The sequence below is a fragment of the Desulfobacula toluolica Tol2 genome (assembly GCF_000307105.1).
In the GTDB taxonomy this organism is placed as follows: Bacteria; Desulfobacterota; Desulfobacteria; order Desulfobacterales; family Desulfobacteraceae; genus Desulfobacula; species Desulfobacula toluolica.
In genome coordinates this window covers 2,637,974-2,663,473 of the sequence record NC_018645.1, presented here as the reverse complement: position 1 = coordinate 2,663,473, position 25,500 = coordinate 2,637,974, and the positions used below count along the sequence as shown (strand labels likewise).

Annotated in this window: 25 protein-coding genes; 16 read left to right on the top strand and 9 right to left on the bottom strand. The window is 37.9% G+C overall.

Going from position 1 to position 25,500, the window contains the following annotated elements:
* The first annotated feature begins 663 nt into the window (after window positions 1-663).
* Both dnaA and TOL2_RS12295 read left to right on the top strand, forming a co-directional pair.
* The gene (gene dnaA / locus TOL2_RS12300; RefSeq protein WP_014957762.1) at window positions 664-2,055 is read left to right on the top strand and encodes a chromosomal replication initiator protein DnaA; all 1,392 of its coding nucleotides are present in this window, start codon (window positions 664-666) and stop codon (window positions 2,053-2,055) included.
* A complete protein-coding gene (locus TOL2_RS12295) occupies window positions 2,056-3,435 on the top strand; it encodes an FAD-binding oxidoreductase (protein WP_014957761.1) in 1,380 nt (459 codons plus the stop codon).
* Between the two features lie 344 nt (window positions 3,436-3,779).
* On the opposite strand, the gene hflX is transcribed toward TOL2_RS12295, so the two are convergent.
* From hflX to TOL2_RS12260, 7 genes are all read right to left on the bottom strand, one after another.
* Window positions 3,780-5,402: a GTPase HflX gene (gene hflX / locus TOL2_RS12290; protein ID WP_014957760.1), complete on the bottom strand. Its 1,623-nt coding sequence runs from the start codon at window positions 5,400-5,402 to the stop codon at window positions 3,780-3,782.
* On the bottom strand, window positions 5,399-6,778 hold the full coding sequence (dnaB, locus tag TOL2_RS12285) for a replicative DNA helicase (protein ID WP_014957759.1): 1,380 nt from the start codon (window positions 6,776-6,778) through the stop codon (window positions 5,399-5,401). Before dnaB ends, hflX begins: the two co-directional genes overlap by 4 nt.
* 73 nt (window positions 6,779-6,851) lie before the next feature.
* Window positions 6,852-7,310, bottom strand: a complete 459-nt coding sequence (gene rplI / locus TOL2_RS12280) for a 50S ribosomal protein L9 (protein ID WP_014957758.1) — start codon at window positions 7,308-7,310, stop codon at window positions 6,852-6,854.
* 65 nt (window positions 7,311-7,375) lie between these two features.
* The gene (locus tag TOL2_RS12275; RefSeq protein WP_014957757.1) at window positions 7,376-8,326 is read right to left on the bottom strand and encodes a DUF2232 domain-containing protein; all 951 of its coding nucleotides are present in this window, start codon (window positions 8,324-8,326) and stop codon (window positions 7,376-7,378) included.
* Between the two features lie 24 nt (window positions 8,327-8,350).
* Window positions 8,351-8,614, bottom strand: coding sequence for a 30S ribosomal protein S18 (gene rpsR, locus TOL2_RS12270; RefSeq protein WP_014957756.1), 264 nt, complete (start codon window positions 8,612-8,614; stop codon window positions 8,351-8,353).
* 34 nt (window positions 8,615-8,648) lie between these two features.
* On the bottom strand, window positions 8,649-9,101 hold the full coding sequence (gene rpsF, locus TOL2_RS12265; protein ID WP_014957755.1) for a 30S ribosomal protein S6: 453 nt from the start codon (window positions 9,099-9,101) through the stop codon (window positions 8,649-8,651).
* A 161-nt stretch (window positions 9,102-9,262) separates the two neighbouring features.
* The gene (locus tag TOL2_RS12260; RefSeq protein ID WP_014957754.1) at window positions 9,263-9,457 is read right to left on the bottom strand and encodes a hypothetical protein; all 195 of its coding nucleotides are present in this window, start codon (window positions 9,455-9,457) and stop codon (window positions 9,263-9,265) included.
* 452 nt (window positions 9,458-9,909) lie between these two features.
* Here TOL2_RS12260 and TOL2_RS12250 point away from each other — a divergent pair, with 452 nt between their 5' ends.
* Window positions 9,910-11,664, top strand: a complete 1,755-nt coding sequence (locus TOL2_RS12250) for a penicillin-binding protein activator (RefSeq protein ID WP_041279472.1) — start codon at window positions 9,910-9,912, stop codon at window positions 11,662-11,664.
* Between the two features lie 5 nt (window positions 11,665-11,669).
* On the opposite strand, the gene TOL2_RS12245 is transcribed toward TOL2_RS12250, so the two are convergent.
* Window positions 11,670-13,079 (bottom strand): ATP-binding protein, encoded by a 1,410-nt coding sequence (locus TOL2_RS12245; RefSeq protein ID WP_014957751.1) that lies wholly within the window; start codon window positions 13,077-13,079, stop codon window positions 11,670-11,672.
* A gap of 52 nt (window positions 13,080-13,131) precedes the next feature.
* Window positions 13,132-13,290 carry a Flp family type IVb pilin gene (locus TOL2_RS24165; protein ID WP_085929935.1) on the bottom strand — a complete coding sequence of 53 codons (159 nt, stop codon included), beginning with the start codon at window positions 13,288-13,290 and terminating at the stop codon, window positions 13,132-13,134.
* Between the two features lie 722 nt (window positions 13,291-14,012).
* Between TOL2_RS24165 and TOL2_RS12240 the strand changes: the two genes are divergently transcribed.
* The 13 genes from TOL2_RS12240 to TOL2_RS23645 all read left to right on the top strand — a co-directional run bounded on the left by TOL2_RS12240 (window position 14,013) and on the right by TOL2_RS23645 (window position 25,455).
* Window positions 14,013-14,174 (top strand): Flp family type IVb pilin, encoded by a 162-nt coding sequence (locus tag TOL2_RS12240; protein ID WP_041279470.1) that lies wholly within the window; start codon window positions 14,013-14,015, stop codon window positions 14,172-14,174.
* A 165-nt stretch (window positions 14,175-14,339) separates the two neighbouring features.
* Window positions 14,340-14,909 carry an A24 family peptidase gene (locus TOL2_RS12235; protein WP_014957750.1) on the top strand — a complete coding sequence of 190 codons (570 nt, stop codon included), beginning with the start codon at window positions 14,340-14,342 and terminating at the stop codon, window positions 14,907-14,909.
* A gap of 16 nt (window positions 14,910-14,925) precedes the next feature.
* Window positions 14,926-15,816: a Flp pilus assembly protein CpaB gene (gene cpaB / locus TOL2_RS12230; protein WP_014957749.1), complete on the top strand. Its 891-nt coding sequence runs from the start codon at window positions 14,926-14,928 to the stop codon at window positions 15,814-15,816.
* Between the two features lie 32 nt (window positions 15,817-15,848).
* Complete coding sequence (locus TOL2_RS12225) at window positions 15,849-17,228, top strand: type II and III secretion system protein family protein (RefSeq protein ID WP_014957748.1); 1,380 nt, start codon at window positions 15,849-15,851, stop codon at window positions 17,226-17,228.
* A 119-nt stretch (window positions 17,229-17,347) separates the two neighbouring features.
* Window positions 17,348-17,560 carry a hypothetical protein gene (locus TOL2_RS12220; protein WP_148278109.1) on the top strand — a complete coding sequence of 71 codons (213 nt, stop codon included), beginning with the start codon at window positions 17,348-17,350 and terminating at the stop codon, window positions 17,558-17,560.
* A 31-nt stretch (window positions 17,561-17,591) separates the two neighbouring features.
* Window positions 17,592-18,023 (top strand): TadE/TadG family type IV pilus assembly protein, encoded by a 432-nt coding sequence (locus TOL2_RS12215; protein ID WP_014957746.1) that lies wholly within the window; start codon window positions 17,592-17,594, stop codon window positions 18,021-18,023.
* A 29-nt stretch (window positions 18,024-18,052) separates the two neighbouring features.
* Window positions 18,053-18,499: a TadE/TadG family type IV pilus assembly protein gene (locus tag TOL2_RS12210; protein ID WP_014957745.1), complete on the top strand. Its 447-nt coding sequence runs from the start codon at window positions 18,053-18,055 to the stop codon at window positions 18,497-18,499.
* A gap of 5 nt (window positions 18,500-18,504) precedes the next feature.
* On the top strand, window positions 18,505-19,872 hold the full coding sequence (locus TOL2_RS12205) for a pilus assembly protein TadG-related protein (protein WP_014957744.1): 1,368 nt from the start codon (window positions 18,505-18,507) through the stop codon (window positions 19,870-19,872).
* Window positions 19,873-19,896: 24 nt separating this feature from the next.
* Entirely contained in the window at window positions 19,897-21,042 is a 1,146-nt protein-coding gene (locus TOL2_RS12200; protein WP_014957743.1) for an AAA family ATPase, read from the top strand.
* 42 nt (window positions 21,043-21,084) lie between these two features.
* On the top strand, window positions 21,085-22,407 hold the full coding sequence (locus TOL2_RS12195; protein ID WP_014957742.1) for a CpaF family protein: 1,323 nt from the start codon (window positions 21,085-21,087) through the stop codon (window positions 22,405-22,407).
* Window positions 22,408-22,424: 17 nt separating this feature from the next.
* Window positions 22,425-23,387: a type II secretion system F family protein gene (locus TOL2_RS12190; protein WP_014957741.1), complete on the top strand. Its 963-nt coding sequence runs from the start codon at window positions 22,425-22,427 to the stop codon at window positions 23,385-23,387.
* Window positions 23,388-23,416: 29 nt separating this feature from the next.
* On the top strand, window positions 23,417-24,385 hold the full coding sequence (locus TOL2_RS12185) for a type II secretion system F family protein (protein WP_014957740.1): 969 nt from the start codon (window positions 23,417-23,419) through the stop codon (window positions 24,383-24,385).
* Window positions 24,386-24,495: 110 nt separating this feature from the next.
* A complete protein-coding gene (locus tag TOL2_RS23645; protein ID WP_051012367.1) occupies window positions 24,496-25,455 on the top strand; it encodes a tetratricopeptide repeat protein in 960 nt (319 codons plus the stop codon).
* Window positions 25,456-25,500 lie beyond the last annotated feature (45 nt).

Below are 25,500 nucleotides of genomic sequence, written 5' to 3'. Positions count from 1 at the left end.
AAAAATCCAAACAGCAACTTTCAATCTTTGTTGTGGGCAAACCAGGATGAAATACCAGGTCTGCTTGTGACAGTTATATGAAAGAACTTCTAACCTGTTGGAATCAAATATCTTTCATGCTTTATTGTGGCAGCATAATCTGCCATGGCCGTTATTTAAGGAAAATTTTTGTAAAACAAAGTGCAATATACTATTGGAAAATAAAAGTGTAAATATAAATTGTGTTCAAAACTATGTTCAAAACTATGTTCAAAATTGTGAAACCCTTATTAAATTAAGAATTGAAAAAAAAAAGAAATTTTAATTTAATTTGGAGGAAATAATAGAAAACAAGAGTAAATAAGAGGAAAATTTTTTTTCAAATAATTAAAACTTTGCCTTGACACATAGAGATCTCTTGGAAATATAGCAGGTTGTCGAACCAATTGTAATGTTAGGGGAAAATCTTGTTTCACGAAAAAAAATCAAATAAAATAAGATAGTTGAAAAATGATGCCAAATTAAAATCTAATATTTATTTAATGCTGTTGATTCGATTTGACCAATACTCGATATTTCAATAAAAAAACCCTCATACTTTTTCGAACATCAATTTTATTCATCATTAATTATTAAATTTACCGTATAAATTCGGTATTTCAATTTGGAAGAAAGGGCTTTTTTTTGAAAAATATAGAATCATGCTGGACAGAAGTAAAAGGCCGTATTAAAAAAACATTACCTGATCATAGTTATAGGATGTGGATAGACCCGGTTGAACTTCTGGATTTTGATCAGGATCATCTTGAATTGTCCAGCCCTAACGACTATTTTATCAAACGGTTAAAAGACAATTATCTTTTAACTTTTAAAGAAGAATTTTCAAAATTAGGGGTGGATGATATACGTATTGATTTTAAGGTGTCTTCCAAAAAAGAAACAGGTTCAGGGAAAAATAATAAAACTTCAGACACTGTTTCAGCCATTCCTCTGGTGGCTAACCGGTCAAAACAATTGGAGCTTCCAGGACTACAGTTAAAATTTAACAATGGACGGATGTTTAAAAAAGGATTTACATTTGATGATTTTGTTGTAGGGGATAATTCAAATTTTGCCTATTCCGCATCTTTGTCCCTTGCCCAGGGAAACATCAACGGATCAAGCATTCTTTATCTTTTATCAAAAACAGGTCTTGGAAAAAGTCATTTGTCCCAGGCTGTCGGATATCATATTATTAAGAACAGCCAGTCAAAAAGAGTCTATTATGTAACAGCGGAAGATTTTACCAATGAGATGATTTTTTCTTTGAAAAATAAGACTATAGAACAGTTTAAAGAGAAATTCAGAAGAAAATGTGATGTGTTGATTTTAGAAGATGTTCATTTTTTATCAGGCAAGGATGCAACACAAAGTGAACTTGCCGTTACATTGGATTATCTTCTTGAAGCGGATAAAAAAATTATATTTTCAGGGTGTGAGCTTCCAGATGAGATCCCAAAACTCAATGATCAGCTAAGATCCAGATTAACTCTTGGGCTTGTTACGGAAATTGGAAAACCTGATTATTCAACACGAGTCAGAATATTAAAAAAGAAATCAAAAAGTTTCGGGTGTAAAATTCCCAATCATGTGACCGAGTATATTGCCCAGGAATTAAGTGACGATGTCCGGCAGTTGGAAAGCGGTCTGTTTGGTGTGGCGGCAAAAGGTCAGCTGATGGGATATAATATTGATATTGAGCTTGCAAAAAGCGTGTTGGCCAATATTACCAATGTAAAGAAAAGAATTTCGATTGAATCCATTAAAAAGCTGGTTTGCAAAGAATTTTCGCTTTCAGAAGAAGATATCGTATCGCCTTCCAGGAAAAAAAGAATTGTAAAACCACGGCAAATGGCAATTTTTCTTTCCAAAAAATATACAGACCAACCAATAAAAAAAATCGGCACAAGTTTTAACCGGTATCATGCGACTGCCATATATTCCATCAATGCAGTTGAAAAAGAGTTAAAGCAAAAAGGGGTTCTGTTTGAGCAAATGAACTATCTTTCCAAGAAAATCGAAGCAGGAAAACTCTAAATGGGACTTTCCGGTACTCTTTACAGACAGCTTCAAAAGATATCAGGAAAACAAAATTGCACCAGAGAAAAAGAAGACCTGTTGTGTTACGCATATGATTCCACAGGGACATGTTTTCTGCCTGATGCTGTTATCTTTCCAGGGTCTGAGAAAGAAGTTTCCCGGATTTTAAAATTTGCATCAAAAGAAAGATTGATTGTGGTTCCCCGTGGCACGGGTTCCGGGATGACCGGAGGGGCAGTGCCGGTTAAAGGCGGACTGGTGCTGGTAACAACCCGTATGAATAAGATTTTTGATGTTGATGAAAACAATCTTATCGTGAGGGTTCAACCAGGTGTGATTGTCGCGGATATCCACAAAATCGCAGAGCAAAAAGGTCTGTTTTATCCTCCTGATCCGTCAAGTTCATCCGTGTGTACAATTGGAGGGAATATCGGTGAATGTGCAGGTGGGCCAAAGGCCGTAAAATACGGAGTGACACGGGATTATGTCCTGGGGTTGAGGGCGGTATTGCCTTCCGGTGAGGTGATTCAAACCGGCGTATCCACTGCAAAAGGGGTGGCCGGATACGATCTGACCCGATTGATTGTAGGATCTGAAGGAACATTGGCTGTGGTCACTGAAATTACCTTAAAGCTGTTGCCCAAGCCGGATGCCGTTAAAACAATGGCTGTGTTTTTTGACAGCATGCAAATGGCTGCGAAAACCGTATCCAATATTATGAGAGAAGCCGTAGTCCCAAGATGTGTTGAATATCTGGATGAAGCCTGTCTGCATCTTGTACAAGAGTCCCTCAGTTTTGAGTTGCCCAGAGGGATTAAAGCTCTGTTGATCATAGAACTGGATGGAGATATGGCGGATGTTGAAAAAGATGCCAAAAAGATTAAAGAATTATGTTTATCCTATGGTGCTATGGAGGTGATGGTCGCAAAAGATCAAACAGAGGCGCAAAAACTTTGGGACGCCAGAAAAGCATTGTCACCGGTGCTGTATAAAATTGCAACCAACAAGATCAATGAAGATATTGTTGTTCCCATTGATAAAATTCCTGAAATGGTTCAGGTGACTCAGGATTTACAAAAAAAGTTCGGTTTAAAAGTGGTCAGTTTCGGTCATGCAGGGGATGGAAATATTCATTGTAATATCATGTATCATAAAGCAGATAAAGATGAGTCAAAAAGAGCCCAAAAAGCAGTTGATGAACTTTTTGAAGCGACTTTGAATCTGGGGGGCACCATTACCGGAGAACATGGTGTCGGTATAACCAAAATTAAATACCTGCCCATGGAAATAGGTACAACACAAATTGAACTGATGAAAGGGATTAAAAAAGTATTTGATCCTCAGAATATATTAAACCCCGGCAAGATTTTTTGCTAAAGTTCTTGCACTCAGCACCAAAAATCCATTTCCAACACCCCAATATTCAAAATCAATGTGGCTTTATTGCATAATGGTTTTGGATTAATATTTTTTCCAAAACATCAATTTTGGGACTTTTACTATGCAGAACACAGCATTTTATCGATATTGAGCAGTATGTTGAGCAAAGTTTATTCTTTTTATTAAATTCTCCAAAACAATCCGGTGTATCGACAGAGTCCTTCCTGGGCGTATCATTAGTTATGCTTTGGTTCATCGATTTTATTTCCATAGTCATTCCATATATAAGTTATTATATTCTTATTTAGTGTAAAACAATTTATAGGTCAACCCATAACTTTTTAGGTTTTAACCATTGATTCTAATTTTTCCACCAACAGTTTTAAAGATTGCTTTTGAGTTGCACAAACAGGAAAACCCTGGTTCAGCAACCATTGATCATCAAAGTCATCAAGACTTATTTTATCTGTTTTGTTAAAAATATAAAGGGTTGGAATGTGTTCCAACTTTAAATTTTTAAGAATTTTTTCAACTGATTCTTTTTGCTGCCGGTAACGCGGATTGCTGATATCTATTACATGAAGGATAATATCGGCATCCGACAGTTCATCCAAAGTGGCATGGAATGCTTCCATAAGCTCTTTGGGAAGATCCTGGATAAAACCGACCGTATCGGTGATAATGACTTCCGTATCTCTGGGAAACCGCAGACGTCTGCTGGATGGATCAAGTGTGGCAAAAAGGCGGTTGGCAGCCGTAATCCTGCTTTGTGTCAATGTGTTCAGTAAAGTGGACTTACCGGCATTTGTATACCCTACAATTGAAATAATGGGCAGTTCTTTTCTTTTACGCCGAGATTTTTGCTGCTGCCGCTGTTTGCGGATTTTAGCGATCTCTTTTTTCAGCTGGTTGATTTTTTCTCTGACCCGCCGCCGGTTGAGTTCAAGTTTTGTTTCACCCGGCCCCCTGCCGCCAATTCCACCGGTCAACCTTGACATGGCAGTATTCTTGCTAATCAGCCTTGGCAGAAGATATTCCATCTGGGCCAGTTCCACCTGAAACTTGCCTTCTCTTGATTTTGCCTGTTTGGCAAAAATATCAAGGATCAGCTGAGTGCGGTCAATGACTTTCATTTCAACAAAATCAGTAATAGACCGAATCTGGGATGCTGACAATTCCCGGTCAAACACCAGCAGGGTGGCATAGTTTTGAATCGCCTTGATAATAAGGCTGGAGAGCTTTCCCTTGCCCACCACGAATTTTGGATCAATTGCTTTTCTTCTTTGAACGGCTGTGCCGATTACATTTATATGACTTGTTTTGCACAGCTCTTTGAGTTCTTCAATAGAGGCATAGGCTTCTTTTGTATCCAAAGTGGTTGCGTTGATTAAAAATGCATTTTCCCGGCCTGTTTCAGGTCTGTATAAAGAATTTTTCCTGGTTAATTCCGATTCAAGCGCAATAATTTGAGCCAGGCAATCATTATTCAGGTCTTTGATGGTGGCGGGTTCAAGAACCTGGTAAGGATCTGAGTCCTCATCCGGGAGAATGTGTCCTGAATACACAGATCCGGGTTTCCCGTTTTGTGTGATGCAAATGGCCGTGATATAGTCCAGGCGCAAGAGAGCAAGGTCTGTTAAATCATCACGGGTCAGGGGTTCGTCTTTTAAATGGGTGTGGATCAGGCGAAGCCCCTTGAGCTTGCCGGGAATGGCCATATATCCGGAGGTTATCGGGATGACGACTCTGTGGGGTTCCCCGACAATGACATAAATGATTTTTCCGTTCCGGTCGATGAGCAGACCTATCTGACGCCGGATATCATGGGACAGATCAACCAGAAATTGTGCAAGTTCAGGATCTGCAAGATACTCGGGCGGTGTACTGTAGTTATAAAGAGTTTCTATTTTTTTGATCTGAGTATTTCTCAGACCTGAAGTGTTACCGTGCAGTTTTTTCTTCATTGAAATTCCTGATATGAATCCGGTGCAAGTTCTTCAAAACGGGTGTATTGACCCATAAAATGCATGAACGCTGTGCCTGTAGCACCGTTCCTGTTTTTGGCAACAATGATTTCCGCAGTACCTTTTTTAGGATTGTCTGCTTCCTTATTATAGACCTCATCTCTGTAAATGAAAGCCACAATATCCGCATCCTGTTCAAGGGCGCCTGACTCGCGAAGATCAGACAGCATGGGACGTTTGTCCGCGCGTTGTTCAAGCATACGGTTCAGCTGGGACAAAGCAATGATAGGCACCTCAAGTTCTTTGGCAAGAGCTTTTAAAGATCTTGAAATTTCTGCAATTTCCAGGTCTCTTCGATCTGTTTTAAACGGGGGCCTCATCAGCTGGAGGTAATCTATAATAATCAGCCCGATTTCATTGTGCTTTTGATACAGCTTTCTTGCCTTTGCCCGTATTTCCATTGCAGTAATGTTGGGCGTATCATCTATGAAAATTGGCAAGTCATTTAAAACGCCTGCCGCATCTGTTGCGTTTTGCCAGTCTTCCTGGTTGATAAAACCGGTTCGAAGCCTGTTTGAATCTATGCGGGCCTCGGATGTCAAAAGTCTCATGGAAAGTTGCTCATTGGACATTTCAAGAGAAAAAACAGCAACGGGTTTGCGTTCTTCAACGGCAACATTCCTGGCCATGTTCAAGGCAAAAGCGGTTTTTCCCATGCTGGGCCTTGCCGCCAGAATAATCAGATCGGATTTTTGCAGTCCTGATGTGATATTGTTTAATTTTGTATATCCTGTGGAAAGTCCTGATAATCCGCCGTCTTTTCCCTGCTGCTCTTCAAGTTTGTCAATATTTAAACTTATCAGCTCTCCCAGGCTTTGAAATGAACTTTTTGATTTTTTTTCTGCTATATTAAAGATCGAGCTTTCAGCAAAATCAATAATTTCTTCCACATCACCTTTGTCTTTCAGACATCTTTCAATAATATCTGAAGCAGCCGTGATCATTTGTCTTAAAGACGCCTTGCCATGAATGATTTTGGCATAATGGACGGCATTTACAGCAATTGGGGCTGCATCGGAAATGGCTGCAAGATAGGCGGCACCACCAATACTTTCAAGTTCATCTTTTTCCTTGAGCCGATTGGCAACTGTAACAAGGTCTGCAGGTTCTTCCCTGAGGGCAAGCTCGATAATTACCTTGAATATTTTTTTATGGGCGCCTTTGTAAAAGTCCTCCGGAGATAGAATATCAATAATATCATGAAGACTGTTGTTATTGATAAATATGGCGCTTAATATGGATTCTTCCGCATCAAGGTCATGGGGAGGTGTTCTGCTGAGAAGCGGGTCTGTGGCTATTTTATTTTTTATGGGCACAATTTATGATTTCAAAATATGCATCCGGGAAAATTTATAAATCTTCCCGGATGCGTTTTGAACCTTATTCTTCTTATTTTTCTTCTTTTTCTTCTTCAATGACATTTACCGTAATTTCAGGCTCAACATCCTTGTAAAGACGTATGGGAACTTTATATTCACCGATCTCTTTTATGGGCTCGGCAAGAAGGATGGCACGGCGTTCCAGCGTGATGTCCTGTTTGTTCAGGGCTTCTTTGATATCATGGGTTGTAACAGACCCATAAAGGCGGACATCTTCATGTACTTTGGCTTTAATTGTACATACCACGGTTTTGATTTTATCAGCCATTTCCTCGGCAAGTTTGCGTTCTTTGGCAATTTGAAGCTCAAGCTTTGCTTTTGCCTGTTCCATGACTTTTCTGTTCTGGGGGGTCGCAAGGATGGCCTTGCTCTGGGGCAGCAGATAGTTGCGGCCATAACCGGCCGCCACATCACATTCTGTCCCGGCGATGCCCAGCGTGTCAATGGTTTCTTTTAATATAACTCTCATTTAAACCTCCAAAAAAGTTCAGCTTCTGTTTTCTTTAATTCGGCTGACTTTTAGTTTATTTTTTATCACACAACCGTATCAAGTTTTCTAAAATTGAACCAGGTATCAAATAATCCGAATCCGATTACAAGGAACATAAAAAGAGGTTGAATTGTAATCAAGACGTAAAAAAAAAATCTTAATGCAAAAGGGGCTCTTTTTGTTTGAAAAAAAAATGATACCACTGCAATTCCCTGGAAAAAATATACAAACATTAAAATGATCAAGCAGTTTACCGCAAGCAGTTTTAACACTCCCAAGGGTAAAAATATTGCAACAGATAAACCAATTACACCAAAGACCAGGTAATCGGGTGCTTTCCATTGATTTAAATTTTCAATACTTTGAACTGTGATCCCTTTTTTCAACAATAGTTTTTTTATCAATAAAATGTTCAGCCATACCATTGTCAGGTATGAATTGATAAAGATTCCCGGAAAAGCACTGACAAACAATGAACTTGCTCGTTCAAGCATTTGCCGGTCAACTTTCATGTCCGGGTAGAGCTGAGCAGATTCTGAAAAAAGTTGGGATGACAAGGCATGATACCTGGAAACATAATCTGTAATTAATTGTTCAATTCCCCGGCTTTGAGTTGAAGAATAAACAAGCACGGCAGACACACATGCCCCGAAAACCGCAAGGCATGTGTATAGTATTATTTTTTCAATACTCAAGTGCTTTTCTATGAATTCGCCAAGGAAAAAACCTGTCATCAATAATGAACCAAAGTAGAGTGTATTGAATGCAACATTACTGGTAAATACAATCAGCACAGCCAAACTGGCCATCATGATAATCCCGCCACCGTTTCTTCCTGTCTTGAGTCTGTAAAACAGAACCGGCAAAGGAAGGAACATCCAGGCAAAGATACCGATCAACGGTATGATGTGCATGATGGCAATGATCAGCATACATAAGAGGATACCGGTTAGAATATCCCTGATTGCTGAAATTTGTATGAGAGTGCCTGTCACCTGTAGTACTCCTGAAAATCGATTTTAATACATTGGTCTGCCGACAAACGGCAGCAATGCTATCTGGCGAGCCTGCTTGACAGCTACGGTAAGCTGACGCTGGTGTTTGGCACAGGTTCCAGTGATTCTTCTGGGGATTATTTTTCCGCGTTCCGTAATGAATTGCCTGAGTGCTTTCGGAGTTTTGTAGTCTATTTCAAGGTCATTGTCCACACAGAATCTGCATATTTTACGACGTTGATAAAATTTGTTTTTACCACCGCCTCTTTTGTTTTTACGGTCGTACATTATTATTATCCTCCATTCTTAATTATTCCGTTTTTTATTCGGTTTCCTCAACTTTTTCATCTTCATTGGAAGCTTCTTCTTCTACAGGCGCTTCCACAGCTTCTTCTGCAGTTTCCGCTTTTGCCGTCTCTGCCTGTTTGGATTGCTCTTCTGCTTCCTGTGCTTCGCGCACCTCTTTTTCAAGTTGTTCTCTTGTCACATCATCAGAAAGAAGGATTGTCATAAATTTTAATACAGCATCGCTTAACCGCATATTTCTCTCAAGCTCTTTTACAAGATCGCCTGTTCCGCCGTAAGTGATGCAAACATAATGGCCACGTAATTTTTTCTTGATTTCATAGGCAAGCTTTTTGTTGCCCCATTCATCAAAATTTAAAAGGATACCATTTTCTTTGGTAATAATATTTCTGATTTTATCAAACAATTCCTTACGGGTTTGATCCTGAAGGTCAGGGTCAGAAATAAAAATAGTTTCATACTTCCTCATTTTTTCTCCTTACGGATATAAAGCCCTGATAATTTATCAGAGCAAGGATTAATACAAAAAAAGGATCTGGTTATCAGATCCGGTATAAAAAACTATTATAAATATCATTAAAGCCTTTTGGGGTCAATATTAATTTTAATCCGGCTTTTACGGCGAAGACTTTAGTGCCTTTTGGGGAAAAACAGCATTCCAACCAAGACGCCTAACACGGCAAGGATAACAAGGAGGGTTTCTTTACTTGATAAAAATATGCCCATTCTGGCAAAAAAATGTGTTACGGGCATGGTTCCCACCTGGAGGTGAGCAAGAAAAGTCTTTATAAAATTGTTTCCAATCACAAGGGCATATTCTATCATTAAAATAAGCTCCCCATTAAAAATAAATTATCAATAAGATAAAATAACAGGAAAAATAGAACAAACAAAGACAGCAACATTGATATGGAGAAAGACTTTTTTTCGTAGGGAGTTTTACCTTTGCATTTGGGGCATTCTAAATCATCAATAGAAACATTATATCCGCAATGTCTGCATGGTTTTCTTTTCATAATTGATCTCAATTATATTTTTGGAAGGACTTATACCTGTCTGCTATATGATGTATAAAAACAGTATGTTTAAAATTCCGGAAAATGTCAACCTTTGTTTGAAAATCGCATATTCGTACTTGTATAAGCGAACATCATATGTCATATATCAATAATTCAAAGGAATTTTGCAACTGTCAATACTGTAGCGGACTCCACAATTTTATACTGCTTTTTTGGGTTTATATTGCTTTTTGGGTCTATACTGATTTTTGAGGTATTGTGAAACTAAACTTGGTTCATAAAATTTTTATTGTGCTGGTTATCCTCTGTTTTATTGTTTTTTATTCTTGTGTTCAAAAAAAACATCAGGAGGCCATTTATTTTCCTCCGCTTCCTGAGATAACGCCTGGTATGGCAAATCCTGAAGTCTGTAACCAACAAAATCATGAGCTAAAAGAGATAAGAAGGCTGTTGTCGAAAAGAAAATTCAAAGCAGCATTAAAAATAGCGGGTACAATTGTTGAAAGCCCTTGTTCTGTTGGAAATTATTTAACGTCTGTGGAGTTGATCGGTGACGTTTTTAAAGCGAGAAAAGAGCATATAAATGCATTTTATTTTTATGAAGAAGTCCTGAAGTATGACATAAGTGACTCCAAGACCCAAACCCTGATAAAAAAAATGGTTGAGGCTACTTCTCATATGAGGACTCAAAAGATTGTATCTTTAACACCCCGGACAAACAAACCAAATATTTCCGGACTATTCCTTTTTCAGTCAGGATTAGCAAAAATAGAGGCCGGCAAAGAAGCAGATGCGATTTTCCTTTTGAATGAGTTTGTTGAAAAATTTTCGCAGCACAAAGACAGGGAGCATGCTCAATCGCTGATAAAGCAAATAAAAGAAAAAAATGATTTTAAAAAAACGAAAATAGGCGTTTTGCTGCCTTTAAGCGGATATTATAAAATAATAGGCCATGGTGTATTGGAAGCCCTTAAACTTGCACTTAAAGAGTTTAATGACACTCATAAATCAAAGGAATTTTATTTTTGCGTTGAAGATACTGCCGCTGATTCGTCCAAGGCTGTAAAGGCAGTCAAAAAACTGGAAAAAGAAAAGGTTTCCTGCATTATCGGCCCGATGGTAAATGTTGGTTCTGCTGCGGCTGAATCCAACAAACGTGGCATTCCAATGATTATTATGTCCCAGAAATCCGGTGTGACACAGGCAGGCAAGTATGTTTTAAGAAATTTTATGACGCCGGCCATGCAGATAAGAGCAGGAATCTCTTATTTTGTCGAAGAGTACGGATTTACGAGGTTCTCCATTTTATATCCCAATGAAAAATACGGCATTTCGTTTAAAGACAGTTTCAGTGATATTGTTTCGCATTATAATGCAAAATTGGTTTCAATGGTTTCTTTTGAGCCGTCTCAAACCGATTTTTTTCATCAGATTAATCAATTTATCAAAGGATATCAAAAGATTGATGAAAACGGTGAATATGTTGATATGAACGATGATGAAACAAAAGAAAAAAACAGGATATACAGGGCCAAGATTGATTTTGACGTATTGTTTATTCCTGATACGGCAGCCAAGATCAGCATGATTGCACCCCAACTCAAATATCACGGGATTGACGTAGCGCTAATGGGAACCAATCTCTGGAATTCAAAAAAACTGCTCAAGACAAAAGATTATGTCCAGGCAGCTGTTTTTCCGGATGGGTTTTATTTGGGTTCCGAATCAAAAAGGGTGACAAGCTTTGTTTCATCCTATTTTGAAGTCACGGGCAATTTTCCAGGTTATACCGAATCAATTGCCTATGATACTGCCATGATGTTTATGGACGCCTTGTCTTCTCCAAGGGTCAGGTCAAGACAAGATGTGATAACATATCTTCAGTCAAACATGTTTAAAAAGGGCGTAACCTGCCCGACATCGTTTGATATGACAGGAGAACCTGTCAAATTTCTTGAACTGTTCCAGGTGGTGGGTGACGATATAAAATTAATCAGATCCTGCAATAATTAAACAGGCTACATCTCCACAAAATAGCTTTTCCAGGCAGCAGAAATTGTCTCTTCCGTCAGTTCAGGTTTTTCGTCCCTGTAATGGGCATTGTCTATAATCCAGTCAAGAAGATCCCTGCAATGGCAGGCAGACAGATTGGTCCTGGTTCTTTTATACAGGTTATTAATCAGAAAATTGAAGACAGCTCCATCAAAAGTAATACCATTGGAGTCACAAATTCTTTTAAAAATTTGTTTGTATTCTGAAAGGTTGGGATATCCAATCTTTATTTTATAGCGAATTCGCCTTAAAAAAGCGGCATCAACAAGTTTTTCAGGCTCAAGGTTTGTGGAGAAAATCACCAGCTGATCAAATGGAATTTCTATTTTCATCCCGGTATGCAAGGTTAAAAAATCCGTTCTGCGCTCCAGGGGAACTATCCACCGGTTTAAAAGCGCCTGGGAATCCACCCGCTGGCGTCCAAAATCATCGACAATGAAAATGCCGTTGTTCGCCTTCATCTGCAAGGGTGCCTCATAGAATTTTGAAATGGCGTTAAAATCAAGATCCAGTCCTTTTAATGTCATTTCCCCGCCCGTCATCATTACCGGCCTTTTTACCTTTACCCATCTTTGATCCCGGGATTCTTTTGCGTCATCAGAATCAACCTTGACATGGCTCGCATTGTCATAAACCGTAATAATTTCACCTTCAATCTGGACGGCATAGGGGACATAAACCTCATCAGGCATGACTCTTCCGACGATTTCAGCAACGGTTGTCTTCCCATTGCCCGGAGGTCCGTAAAGAAATATTGATTTGCCCGAACTGATTGCAGGCCCAAACTGCTGAATAAGGGATTCGGAAATGACTATTTCGGAAAACGCATTTCTGATCTTGTCTTCATCAACAAAAATGCTTTTAATGGTTTGGGCCTCCACCTGGTTGCGATAATCACGAAAGGAAACAGGAGCCGGTCCTGTATATCTTGTGATGCCAAGCAATTCCTTTGCCTTTTTGACACCGGCTTCTGTAAGATCAAACGTGTATGAAAGTCTGGACAGCTGTCCTCCTGAACCTTTTACCTGGAGGAAATGATTTTGACGCAATATATCAATGGTTTCACTGATGATAAACATGGGTAGCTTTGTGCTGTTACACATGTCGTGTATGTTGAATACCCTTAAATTCAATGCATGTTTAATAACCAGATCTTCTATGGAAGAGTAGGGCAGATCAATTTTTTCCAGGGTATCCGGTACTTTTGGGACAGATTTGAAAAACTCAAGAACTTCCTCTTCAGTGAGAAATCCAAGGGTGACAATACTGTTTCCCAGCCTTCCACCATTAAGCCTTTGATATTCCAAAGCCTGTTGCAATTGTTCATGAGTCAGTTCTTTTTTTTGGATTAGTCGTTTTCCCATTAAGCTGTGCATACTATTTCTCCTGACGTATTGGTTGTTGAGAATAATTACAAAAAGTAGGGTGTTACCAGTTATTTTTTACCTTGTTAAACAAGTTATCTGTATTAACACCAATTGCAGTAACAGCCAAAACAATTACAGCAGCTATGGCTGATGCCAAAATTGCATATTCTACTGCAGTCGATCCTTCTTCGTTAAATAGAAAACTAATAATTTTTTGCATAATACTCTCCTTTCTTTATTATCATTTGAAACGTATCAAACTATGATTACTTGAATTGTATGCAACTTGTGTACAATTCATGATAAGTTTTAGAATTAAATTTGAATAAAAAAACAATTTGTTCTAAAAAAGCATAAACAAGTATGTATTTGATCTGTTTGTCAGTCACCAGGTTATAAGTTAATTATAAAGCATACCCCCCTGAAATAATCTACTCATCAATCACAATTTAGCTGCGAAAAATTTATCCTGATGACGACTCTTATGAAAATTAGCTGTTATTTTTTATTAAATGTAACTTTTTTTTCCATAATTTATAACCTTTTTTCCATAATTTATAACCTTTTTGCCATCATTTCTCTGATTGTGATGATTTGAAAGTATCTGAGAATTGAATCATGTTTCGTGTTTAACGATATTTTTATATTATAAGATAACAAGGTTTTTGTGGTTTAACTGTCTTGATTCATTGTGATTAATCGTTATTTAATGCATTTGACTTTATCGGAAGTTAAATGAAAAATGAATTTAATTATTGACTGCACCAGTAGATCAATCTATGTATATAGTTATTATCAAGGATCAAGGCTAAATCAATTTCATATTTAAAGCTCATTGGAAAATTATTATTAAAATGGTCTGCAATTTGCATCAGCTCCTTATTAAAAGTCAAGTCTGACTTAGTGTGATTCACATATTAATCATTAAATAAGGAGAAAATCATGCAGAAAATTTTTAGTTTTTTCAAGGATGAAGAGGGTGCAACTGCTGTAGAGTATGGGATTATGGTGGCGCTTATAGCTGCTGTGATTGTTACGGTGGTGACTTCTATTGGTACGAATCTAAACACCAAGTTTGGAGTGGTAGAAACGGCATTGCAGTAGTAATGCGTTGATTAGTATTCAGATCCTTTCTTAACTAACTAATTAATGCAACTTAAATCGTCTGATTTATGTAATAATAGATCAGACGATTTAAACCATCTCTTTAAAAAGTTTACTGGTGTTTTGATTTTGTTAACAGATTAGAACCGGGGCGATATGGAAACTATGACATTACAATTAAACCACAATGTTATTATTCAGTATTTTCCACTTATCTGTTTAACCATAATTTTGCTTATCGCTTCATTTACCGATTTTTGCACGCAAAAGATACCCAATATTCTTACGCTTACAAGTGTTTTCGTCGCGATAAGTTATCATTTGTACTCCGGCGGCTTTCAAGGATTCCTTTTTAGTTTTTTCGGTGTTTTTATCGGCATTGTTGTTCTTATCATTCCTTATGCCATGGGAGGCATGGGTGCAGGAGATGTAAAGCTGATGGGGGCTGTCGGTTCATTCCTTGGGGCTAAAGGCGTCTTTATTTCATTTTTATTCACTGCCTTGTTTGGCGGTGTTTATGCTTTAATAATTATTTTAGTATTCAGGAAAATATTTCAGGGTTATTTCAGGCAGTTGTTTCATTCGATATTAAATTTTCTTTTAACAAGAAAATATTCACCTGCTCCTTTAACAGAAAACAAAAAAAAACCAAGGCTTTGTTATGGTATTGCCATTGCCCTGGGAACATTTACATATATGGGGTTACATATTTTTGGATATAAATTTTTACCTTGAATAAAGGAGGAAACTAATGGGAAACATACGGACTTTTGTTCCAATTTTGCTCTCAATATTGATTGCATTGGCCGGCAGTTACTATTTATATCAATGGGTAAAACAAAAAACTTCGCCTGACAAAGTAGTGACGGTAACGGAAAGCAAGGCTATTCCGGTTGTTGTTGCAAAAGCCGGCATCCCATGGGGGGTAAAACTCACCCCGGAAATGTTGACAACAACTCCTTACTTAGAGGAAAGTCTTCCCAAAGGTTGCTTTTCCAAATCTGAAGATATCGTCGACAGAATCGTCATTGCTCAGATAGGGGAAGGAGAGCCTGTTTTAGAGTACAGGCTTGCTCCAGTCAGCATGAAAACAGGCGGGGTTTCCGCCATATTAGAGTCGGGAAAACGTGCTGTTTCAGTTAAAGGTAATAATGTTCTTGGTATTGCCGGATTTATAAATCCGGGAAACCGGGTGGATGTCCTGGTTACCATTGAAGACCCTGACAAGGAGATGGATGTCACAAAAATCGTACTTGAAAACATTCTGGTGCTGGCATCCGGGAGGCAAATCCAGGAAAACGGTAAAGGGGAAGCAGCACCTGTTGATGTGTATACACTCGAGGTCACGCCTGATCAGGGGGAACGATTAACTTTAGCTGCCACTAAAGGCCGTCTTCAATTCGCCCTCAGAGGTGCGACTGATTCCGATATTGTTCTTACCAAAGGGGTAACTGTCCCTGAGATGCTTAAATCTTTACTTATTGTTGACGCTAATCCCGGCAAACCGGCTGTTTCATCTGTTGGATCTTCAACAAAAAGAAATTATCGGAAAATAAAATATATAGCACCAAAGAAAAGCAACAAAGCAACCATTGAAATTATTAAGGGATTAAGTCTTACCAGGAAGGAAATTACACTTTGATATATTAACTATTGTTTAGGAGACTGTTATAAATGTTACAATCACTTAGATTTGCAAAGATAATAGGTCTTGTTTTTCTCTTTTCTTTTGTTGTTTTTATTAATTCTAATGCTCAAAATGTTCTTATTCCAAAACCAATTGAGCCGAATAAAATTGAAATCATATTGGGGAAATCCCTTGTGATGAAACTGCCGGCTCCGGTAAAGAAAAAAATGAGAATTTCAATTGGATCGGAAGAAATAGCGGATTGTCTTGTTCTTTCTTCCAATGAAATTTATATTAAAGGTAAAACAGCCGGGGTTACAAATCTGATATTGTGGCAGGAAGGCGATCTGATTGCCATATATGATATTGAAGTAAAATTTGATGTATCACGATTGAAAGAAAAATTATATCAGGTGTTTCCGGACGAAAAAGATCTTATGGTAACGGCCACGAATAACTCCATAACGCTTTTAGGAAAAATATCCAATGCGGCAAATCTATCCCGGGCCATGGCAATTGCCGGTGCTTATGCGCCGGAGGGAAAAATAAACAACCTGGTTAAAGTAGGCGGTACCCACCAGGTGATGCTGGAGGTGAAAGTCGCGGAGATATCCCGTTCCGTAGGCAGAGATTTGGGGATTAATCTTGGGAATATTTCTGTAAGTGATAATTTGCTTGTACAACCGCTCTTGACTCTCGGGAGAGCTACAGAAGCGACATCCGGACTTGAAGGCTTCTTTCAGTACTCTCAGGGAGATTTAACATGGAATGCGATGATTAAAGCATTAAAAGAAAATTCCTTGATTAAAATTTTAGCGGAACCTAATTTGATTGCTTTAAGTGGCCAGACTGCAAGTTTTCTGGCCGGGGGCGAATATCCCATCCCTGTCCCGGATGAGAATGGAATTACAATTGATTATAAGGATTTTGGTGTGGGCCTTTCATTTACTCCCAATGTGCTTAGTCAGGAAAAAATCAACATTAAAGTTCAGTCCAGTGTTTCAGAACTTGATTTCACAACTGCCGTTCAATTCTCAGGGTATATTGTTCCGGGAGTCAGTATTAGAAGAGCAGCAACAACAGTTGAACTTGCTGATGGACAAAGCTTTGTCATTGCCGGGCTTTTGTCTGAATCCATTCGTGAGGATGTGAAAAAATTTCCTTTTTTGGGTGATATACCATTGCTGGGAACGCTTTTTAGAAGTTCGTCATTCTTGAAAAATGAAACAGAGTTGGTGATTCTCGTTACGCCACGGTTTGTTAACCCCATTAATAAAGAAGCACAACCTGTTCCCACTGATTATTATGGGGAACCCGATGATCCCGAGTTTTACTTTAATGTTGATAAATCTGCTCAAAAAATATCAGAAAACACCAATGTTAAAGTAAATATGGATGGACAGTTTGGTCATTCATTTGAGGAATAACAAGGTGCTAAACAGATGCCATGGAGGAAAATATCGTGCAAAAAATAATCATCATTATTGCAATAACAATTATATTTTCGGTTTTGTCCGGCTGCGGCCATATGAGTCAAAGAGAATTAATGGTTGAAAAAAATTGGGGAAGATCTCATGAAACCGCCCGGTTCAGCCAGATTATAAATCCTGATGCAGGTGAGGGCATGGTGGAAGATCAAAGCATGGATGGAGTGGCAGGTAAGTATAACTACGATCAATATCAAGACGATTTTAAAAAACAAAAATCACCTTCTCAGATTTTTAATATAAATTTAGGTAATGATTTGAGTGGTGATTAGAACGCAGTACAAAATTGGAAAGGGGATAAGCATGCTTAAAAATCAGCGAGGCGGTGCAGCAGTGGAGTTTGCAATTGTTTTGCCTTTACTGGCTTTAATTTTGTTTGGTACCATTGATTTTGCATTGCTTTTTTATAACAAACAGGTTCTTACCAATGCCAGCAGGGAGGGGGCACGGGCGGCAATTATAGCAAATAATTGGGATTCTAAAGATTCTAATGGTTTCCCAACAGGTAATGCAACTGAACCTGTAAATATTATAAAATTTTATTGTTTAAATCACCTGGTTAATCTTGGTGGCGATAATAATTTGAAAAATGATCCAACTATTGTGGATGCCGGAAATTTTATAATCGCAACAGTTACCTATGATTACGATCATCTTTTTAGTTCTATTATTGGAATCAGCAAAACAACTTTAACGGGTAAGACTGTTATGAGGCAGGAATGGGATGATTCATGAGTATTGGATCTAATAAAGGAGAAAGGATAATGTATCCTCACAAAAAAACAATCAAAAGTCAGGATGGTGCTGCTTTGGTCGAGTTTGCTATTGTTTTTCCTTTGCTTCTGACATTAATTTTCGGTGTAATTGAATTTGGTCTGTTTTTGTTTAATACTCAGGTGATTACAAATGCGGCTAGAGAAGGTGCTAGGCGAGGAGTTATTATGAGGGAATTATCGTCAAGGGATGTTGATGCAGAAGATCTTGAAATACGAGACAGAGTTATCCAATTTGCAAAACAACACCTTATTACATTTGGCAGTGATGAACTGGAAAAAGATTCTACTGATATACCTATCACCAGAGAATCAGACCCGTTTTTGCAAGGAAGCAATCTTCAGGTTCAAGTGAACTATGAGTATAGTTTTTTATTTCTTTTTCCCATAGTTGGATCAATTGATATACAAGGCAATTCAAATATGAAAATGGAGTAAAAAAAATGATTTATAATTTATTTAACAAAAAATTTTCTTTTAAAAGAATAAAGCCCAACCTCATTCTAAATAATCAAAATGGTGTTTCCGCAATTATCGTTGCAATTGTTTTAGCTATGCTTTTTTGTTTTACGGCTTTAGCTGTTGATGTCGGGTATATGTATGCTACGCGTAATGAACTACAGGATGTAGCTGATGCTGCCGCTCTTGCCGCAACAAGTGAACTGGGAAGAATTTATTTGACCCTGCCTCAAGCATCTCATACTAATTATAATTTTTCAATTGATCAACAAACTGTAATCAAAAATGCTGCCATAAATATCGCAAAGGAAAATGAAGCAGCTAAAATACCCATTGATATTGCAAGTGATGATATTGTTATTGGAACCTGGGATTGGGATGAAACAAATCTTATGAATGCTTTAACACCAACATTAGTTGGGTCTGATGCGGTTCGTGTCAGAGCAAGAAGAGATTCTGTTATCAACAGTCCTGTTGCAACATTTTTTGGAAAGATGTTTTCACTTTTTGGTGCAAGCCATGATACATTTGAATCTTTCACTATTGCTACAGCCGCTTTATCTGGACCCTCAGTGATAGGAGAGGGAGAGCTGGTTATGCCAATTGGGATTTCAGATATTTGGATGCTGGAGGATGAAGACTTTTGTAAGGAAATCATAGACTTTTCTCCAACAAATACCAGTTGTGCCGGATGGCATAATTTTAAAGATCCAATTAATGCAAGTGTCCTTGCCGATAGATTTTTTGGGTTTATTGAAGCCTATGAAGGTGATTCAAAAACAGAAGGTAAAGATTGGTTAAATACTTATTTTTCATTTAATAAGGATGTTGTGGTAGCAACAATGCCCGAATATAATCTCCCTACAGATTTTGAGTTTCAAGGTGGAACCATTGCGTCCTTGTTTACTGGGACTTATTATGGAACATATAATGCCGACGGTATCCCTGACCAAACTACTGCATCGAAGAAATTGGATAAGGATGGGAAGTTGCCTGGGCCCATTCCTTTTTATACTTTGTTTGATTTTTTTAGGTTCCGTGATAATGATGAAGATATCAATTCTGAATGGGGATGTGCGTCAACTCAAACCTTTTTTTGTGGGGATTGTGTGGATGCAGATCTTATATGGACATCTACAGTTCCTGTTTATGAAGAATCATTACCCTGTGAGAACCCAAACCAAACTCAAAAAATAATAAAAGTTGCGACTATCAAAGTTAGAATGCCCAATGGACCGCCTGATAATAATATTGAAGTTTGTATCGACTGCGGAACAATTGTTGCTGACGGGCGTGGTGGTGGCGGTACTGGTACTAATATTAAAGGGAATATTCCCAATTTAGTTCAATAAGTTGTGGAATAGGAGAAAGAGCTGATGCCAGGAATTAAATTTTTTGTTAATCTATCTGTCAAAAATCAAGAACTCAATACTGAATTTAAAACGGCGATTAATGAAACCGGAGTATTTAAAGTCATCTCTCAGGAAGAAAAGCAAGAACCGGATTTGCTGATATGCGAATTGGGCGAAAATTATGAAGAAGAGTTGAATAATCTTCAGTTGTTTTTGGACAAGGCTGATACAACAGAAATATTCCTGGTATCCAAACGGTCAGATCCTGAAATTTTAATCCAGGCATTGAGAATCGGTATTAAGGAGTTTTTCCCAGTTCCTTTGAAGCCTGAACTTATTAAGGATGCATTAAATCGATTTAAAAAAAGATATGAAAAGCTTCAGCATACGACATCCGGCTCTTCAGGAAAAATTTACAGTATTCTCGGCAGTAAAGGAGGGGTTGGAACCACAACCGTTGCAGTCAATCTTGCGGTAAGTATAGCCGTAAATCAAGAAAACCCCTCAGTTGCACTGCTTGATATGAATATAATATTTGGAGACGTGCCCATATTACTGGACATTTCCCCCAAACATAACTGGGGTGACATCACTCAAAACATAGAACGTCTGGATGAGTTTTTTTTAGCAAATATTTTAACCGAACACGCCACAGGCGTACATGTTTTACCGTCACCCAGGTATTTAAACAACCATCCGTCACCCACACCTACCATTATGGAAACACTTCTGGATCTGATGAAAAACAAATATGATTATATCATTATTGATCTTGGTCAGTCTATGAATGAAACTGCTTTGAGAATTGTTCAAATGTCTGATCTTGTCCATGTCATTGCCATTCAAAGCCTTCCTTGTCTGTCTAATACAAACAGGCTTGTTAATTCAATTGTTGAGTATGGTTATATTGATAAAGAAAATGTAAAAATAGTATTAAACAGATATCTTAAGAAAGGCATGGTTTCCCTGAGCAGTGCTGAGGAAGGAGTAGGAAAAAAATTGTCCTGGGTTATTCCAAACGATTATTCTACAACCATGTCGGCAATCAATTCGGGCAAACCTCTTTACCAGGTTGCACAAAAGTCGAGGATTGTTAAAAGTTTTAATGATTATGTTGAAAAACTCCTGGGGGTTGAAAATATAAAGAGAAAAAAAATGTGGTTCTTTTAAGGCAGTTTCCGGTAAAAACAATAAAAATACAAGGAGTATTCAATGACTATAGCTCCGAAGTCCGGCTTAAACAAATATATCCCTGATGAATATTTTGAATTCAAGGCCATGATTCATGAACGTCTTCTTGATATTATTGATCTGTCCATCATTGATACCATGGACAAGGAAACACTGGTCAAACAAATCAAGCATGTTACGGAAAAAATTTTACGAGAAGAATCCGATGAGATGCCGTTAAATTTTTCCGAACGAGAGAAAATTTTAACGGAATTGATTGATGAAGTCCTGGGGCTTGGACCTTTGGAACCGTTTTTAAAAGATCCGACCATCTCAGATATTATGGTTAATTCTTACAAAAAGATTTATGTGGAACGGTTTGGAAAAATTGAGTCAACCAATGCAAGATTCAGAAATGATGAACATTTGATGAAAATCATTGATAAAATAGTTTCTTCAATCGGAAGACGGATTGATGAATCAAATCCAATGGTGGATGCAAGGCTTGCCGACGGTTCCAGGGTTAATGTTATCATACCTCCCCTTGCCCTTGACGGCCCCATGGTATCCATTAGAAGATTTTCAGTTGTGCCGCTGGAACTTGATGATCTCATTAAAAATCAAACTCTTGTACCTGAATTCAGGAGTATTTTAGAGGGATTGGTACAATCAAGATTAAATATTCTTATTTCAGGGGGAACCGGCAGCGGAAAAACAACGCTGCTTAACGTTCTTTCCCGGTTTATTCCTGAAACTGAGAGGATTGTAACCATTGAAGATGCGGCTGAACTTCAGCTCAAACAGGAGCATCTTGTCAGAATGGAAACAAGGCCGGCAAATATAGAGGGCAAAGGAGAGATAATTCAGCGGGATCTGCTTAAAAACAGCCTTAGAATGAGACCGGACAGGATTATTGTAGGAGAGGTAAGAGGGTCTGAATCATTTGATATGCTGCAGGCCATGAATACGGGGCATGACGGGTCTTTGACCACGATTCATGCCAACAGTGCAAGGGATGCATTGATGAGACTTGAGACAATGGTGGCCATGGCAAATTTTGATATACCCAGTGAATTCATAAGGCGGTTTATAAGTTCTGCAATACACATCGTAATCCAGGTCTCAAGGCTTTCAGACGGTAAAAGAAAGGTTGTAAGTCTGCAGGAAATTACCGGAATGGAAGGCAACATGATTACCATGCAGGAAATATTTTCATTTAAACAGACAAGGGTTGATGAAAAAGGAGATGTTAAGGGATTTTTCCGGTTTAACGGGATCAGGCCGAAATTTCTTGATAAATTCAGGATAACGGGAATAAATGTCAAAAGTAATATATTTGATCCTTCTTTTCAAATTGAAGTTTAATTAGAAAGGAGCATGCCATGGATTTCATGATCTTAAGTGTTATTATCTTTATTGTGTCTTTACTTATTATTGAATTGTGCCTTTATGCTTATCGCCACTCATTGAGCAATCGTAATGCAAAAATAAAAAAACGGCTGAGAAAGTATACCTTTGTGGAAGATGATTTTGGGGGGATATTAAAGAAAAGGGATCTTAGCGATATCCCTTTTTTAAACAATATTCTATTGTCACTTCCTTTTGTGAAATCCTGGGACAATCTTGTCATGCAGGCTAATGCAAAATATCCCGTAGGGTTTTATATTTTGATGTCTTTTTTGCTGGGTGCTTTAGGTGCTTTAGGCTTTCTTTATTTTCTTAATAATATATTGCTTGCATTGGGTGGGGGGCTGTTGTTAATGTACTCACCCTGCCTGTATCTTAAATATTTAAAAGATAAAAGAATTCAAAAATTTAAACAACAATTGCACGAAGCTCTTGATTTGATAGCAAGGGCTTTGCGTGCAGGTCATTCTTTTACCAGCAGCATGAAACTTGCTGCGGATGAATTTGGAGACCCGTTGGGAATTGAATTTGAAGAAACCCTGGATGAAATTAATTTTGGTGTCAGTGTACCTGTAGCACTCAGGAATCTTTCCCAGCGCGTTGACTGCAAGGAGATAAATTATTTTGTGGTGGCGGTTATTATTCAAAGAGATACAGGGGGTAATCTGGCTGAATTGATAGAAAGCCTTGCCCATATTGTCCGTGAAACTTTCAAGTTTGAAGGAAAAGTAAGAATTTTGAGTGCTGAAGGCAGGTTGTCCGGAGTGGTACTGTGCCTGATTCCATTTCTCATCGGTTTGTGGCTGCAGATATCTTCACCAGGTTTTATGAAACCTCTTTTTACCGAACCTATTGGCAGGATATTGTTGGGAGTTGCCGGAGTCATGATGATTGTCGGGATGTTTGTAATTAAAAAAATTGTTAAAATTGAAGTTTAGCAGATTAAAGTTTAACAGGGGGTTAAATAATGCTTTCATTAGATCAGAATTTTTCCATGATGATTTTTCCTCTTTTTTTTGTCGCCTTTTTCCTTTTATGCATGGGGATAATACAATATTCAAATGTTCGAAAAAAAAACAAGGAAATGATCAATAAGATTAAAAGAGGCGGTTTTGATGATGGTGCTGTGAATTATGACAAAAATTCCTCTGCTTCGTCTAAAAAGTCAATCAATCCTTTTGCTGCATTTTTCAGTCTTTTTTCCAAAAAAAGCAGTAATAAAGATCTTTCAGATCCGGGTGAAATGAAAATCAAGTTTTTAAGGGCAGGTCTTCAATGGGAAAATGCTGAATCAGCATTCTGGGGTGCAAAATTATGTTTGCCTTTATTCTTTGTAGGATGTTTTATTCTTTCAAGAATTTTTATTTTTAAGGTGATGGCCGACCCCATGACAGTCAGCATTACCGTACTACTAGGTTTGTTTGGATTCTATCTGCCTGAAATATGGCTGAAACAAAAAACAGATAAAAGAAAGGAGATTCTCTTTAAAGGGTTGCCGGATGCTTTAGATCTCCTGCTGGTATGTGTAGAAGCCGGTATGGGGCTTGACAGTGCAATGAATCGGGTGGGGCAGGAATTAAGATTAACGTATCCTGATCTCAGCCGGGAATTTTCTCTTATGAACCTTGAAATGAGAGCAGGGAAAATGAGGCAGGACGCACTCAGGAATCTTGCCCGTCGAACCGGCATTGACGAGATGGCAAGTCTTGTTACCTTATTGATTCAAACAGATAAATTCGGTACAAGTGTGGGTTCAGCCCTTAAAGTGTTTTCTGATTCATTCAGAACAAAAAGATTTCAAAAAGCAGAAGAAATTGCCGCAAAGTTGCCTGTAAACATATTGTTTCCTTTGATTTTATTTATTTTTCCGTCTTTGTTTGTCGTAATATTGGGACCTGCTGCAATTACAATTTATAATAATATTATCTTAAAATAATGATGAGTTTTTTATATGAAAGAACTTCTGACTTGTTGGAATAAGATTTCTTTCATTTTTTGTTGTGGTAGGTCAATTTGCCATGACCTTTATTAAAAACCAGGAGGCTTATGATTTTAAAAATGATAAAACGATCTGCAATTATTATCGTTCTCTTAATTTGTTTCTTTTTGACCGGCTGTGGCTCAAAAACGGTTATGGTTGAACCCCGTGTAACCTATGGTAACCCTTCTCAGGATCACATAAGGGATATCCCACAGGTTCGATACAAAGCTCTTTCAGAGTCCATTGAAAACAAACAACTGCCTGAAATTAATGCAGATGAATATGAAAAATTAGGGGACGCCCTTCTTTCAAAGGGCAAGTATTTTATGGCGTATATGCAGTATGAAAATTCTTTGAAAAAAAACAAGGATAATATAAGAGTTGAATATAAAAAAGGAGCAGCTCTTCTTGGCGGAGGCAGAAATGAGGAAGCCCAAAAAATATTTAAATTGATTTTGCAGAAACAACCTGACTTTGCGCTTGCCCACGAAGGCATGGGACGGGTTAATTTTAAAAACAAATCATATCATATTGCGAAATTGAATTTTGAGAAAGCCGTTGATTTGAATCCTCTTTTATGGCGTTCATATGCATATCTGGGCAATTTATATGATTTTAAAAAAGACTATGACCTGGCTGTAAAAGAATATAAGACTGCTTTGACCATTAAGCCTGATGCCGGGTATATCCATAATAATATGGGTGCTTCTCTTTATATGTCCGGCAGGTATAAAAACGCTGTGGATTCATTTTATCAGGCCTTGAGATCAAATTATAACAGTAAAAAGGTTTACAATAATCTGGGACGGGCATTTGTGGCATTGGAACTTTATGATAACGCCCTTGAAGCATTTGAAAAAGGGGGAACCAAAGCTTCGGCCTACAATAATATAGGGGTGGGGTATTTAAAAAACGGTAATACAACCAAAGCAGCAGAATGTTTTGAAAAAGCAATTGAACTGAGTCCCAGATTTTATGTGTTAGCCAATGAGAATCTTAAAAAATGCAGGTTAAAACAGCAATAATCAATTCAAAATGATGATGATAAATTTAAATACGGGAGAACAAAA

What these genes read in the sequence shown, in the direction of transcription:
- TOL2_RS12295 (WP_014957761.1), top strand. Translation starts at nt 2,056, where the DNA reads ATGGGACTTTCCGGTACTCTTTACAGACAGCTTCAAAAGATATCAGGA.
- hflX (WP_014957760.1), bottom strand. Translation starts at nt 5,402, where the DNA reads ATGAAGAAAAAACTGCACGGTAACACTTCAGGTCTGAGAAATACTCAG.
- rplI (WP_014957758.1), bottom strand. Translation starts at nt 7,310, where the DNA reads ATGAGAGTTATATTAAAAGAAACCATTGACACGCTGGGCATCGCCGGG.
- rpsR (WP_014957756.1), bottom strand. Translation starts at nt 8,614, where the DNA reads ATGTACGACCGTAAAAACAAAAGAGGCGGTGGTAAAAACAAATTTTAT.
- rpsF (WP_014957755.1), bottom strand. Translation starts at nt 9,101, where the DNA reads ATGAGGAAGTATGAAACTATTTTTATTTCTGACCCTGACCTTCAGGAT.
- TOL2_RS12260 (WP_014957754.1), bottom strand. Translation starts at nt 9,457, where the DNA reads ATGATAGAATATGCCCTTGTGATTGGAAACAATTTTATAAAGACTTTT.
- TOL2_RS12245 (WP_014957751.1), bottom strand. Translation starts at nt 13,079, where the DNA reads ATGCACAGCTTAATGGGAAAACGACTAATCCAAAAAAAAGAACTGACT.
- TOL2_RS24165 (WP_085929935.1), bottom strand. Translation starts at nt 13,290, where the DNA reads ATGCAAAAAATTATTAGTTTTCTATTTAACGAAGAAGGATCGACTGCA.
- TOL2_RS12240 (WP_041279470.1), top strand. Translation starts at nt 14,013, where the DNA reads ATGCAGAAAATTTTTAGTTTTTTCAAGGATGAAGAGGGTGCAACTGCT.
- TOL2_RS12235 (WP_014957750.1), top strand. Translation starts at nt 14,340, where the DNA reads ATGACATTACAATTAAACCACAATGTTATTATTCAGTATTTTCCACTT.
- cpaB (WP_014957749.1), top strand. Translation starts at nt 14,926, where the DNA reads ATGGGAAACATACGGACTTTTGTTCCAATTTTGCTCTCAATATTGATT.
- TOL2_RS12225 (WP_014957748.1), top strand. Translation starts at nt 15,849, where the DNA reads ATGTTACAATCACTTAGATTTGCAAAGATAATAGGTCTTGTTTTTCTC.
- TOL2_RS12220 (WP_148278109.1), top strand. Translation starts at nt 17,348, where the DNA reads ATGGTTGAAAAAAATTGGGGAAGATCTCATGAAACCGCCCGGTTCAGC.
- TOL2_RS12215 (WP_014957746.1), top strand. Translation starts at nt 17,592, where the DNA reads ATGCTTAAAAATCAGCGAGGCGGTGCAGCAGTGGAGTTTGCAATTGTT.
- TOL2_RS12210 (WP_014957745.1), top strand. Translation starts at nt 18,053, where the DNA reads ATGTATCCTCACAAAAAAACAATCAAAAGTCAGGATGGTGCTGCTTTG.
- TOL2_RS12205 (WP_014957744.1), top strand. Translation starts at nt 18,505, where the DNA reads ATGATTTATAATTTATTTAACAAAAAATTTTCTTTTAAAAGAATAAAG.
- TOL2_RS12200 (WP_014957743.1), top strand. Translation starts at nt 19,897, where the DNA reads ATGCCAGGAATTAAATTTTTTGTTAATCTATCTGTCAAAAATCAAGAA.
- TOL2_RS12195 (WP_014957742.1), top strand. Translation starts at nt 21,085, where the DNA reads ATGACTATAGCTCCGAAGTCCGGCTTAAACAAATATATCCCTGATGAA.
- TOL2_RS12190 (WP_014957741.1), top strand. Translation starts at nt 22,425, where the DNA reads ATGGATTTCATGATCTTAAGTGTTATTATCTTTATTGTGTCTTTACTT.
- TOL2_RS12185 (WP_014957740.1), top strand. Translation starts at nt 23,417, where the DNA reads ATGCTTTCATTAGATCAGAATTTTTCCATGATGATTTTTCCTCTTTTT.
- TOL2_RS23645 (WP_051012367.1), top strand. Translation starts at nt 24,496, where the DNA reads ATGATTTTAAAAATGATAAAACGATCTGCAATTATTATCGTTCTCTTA.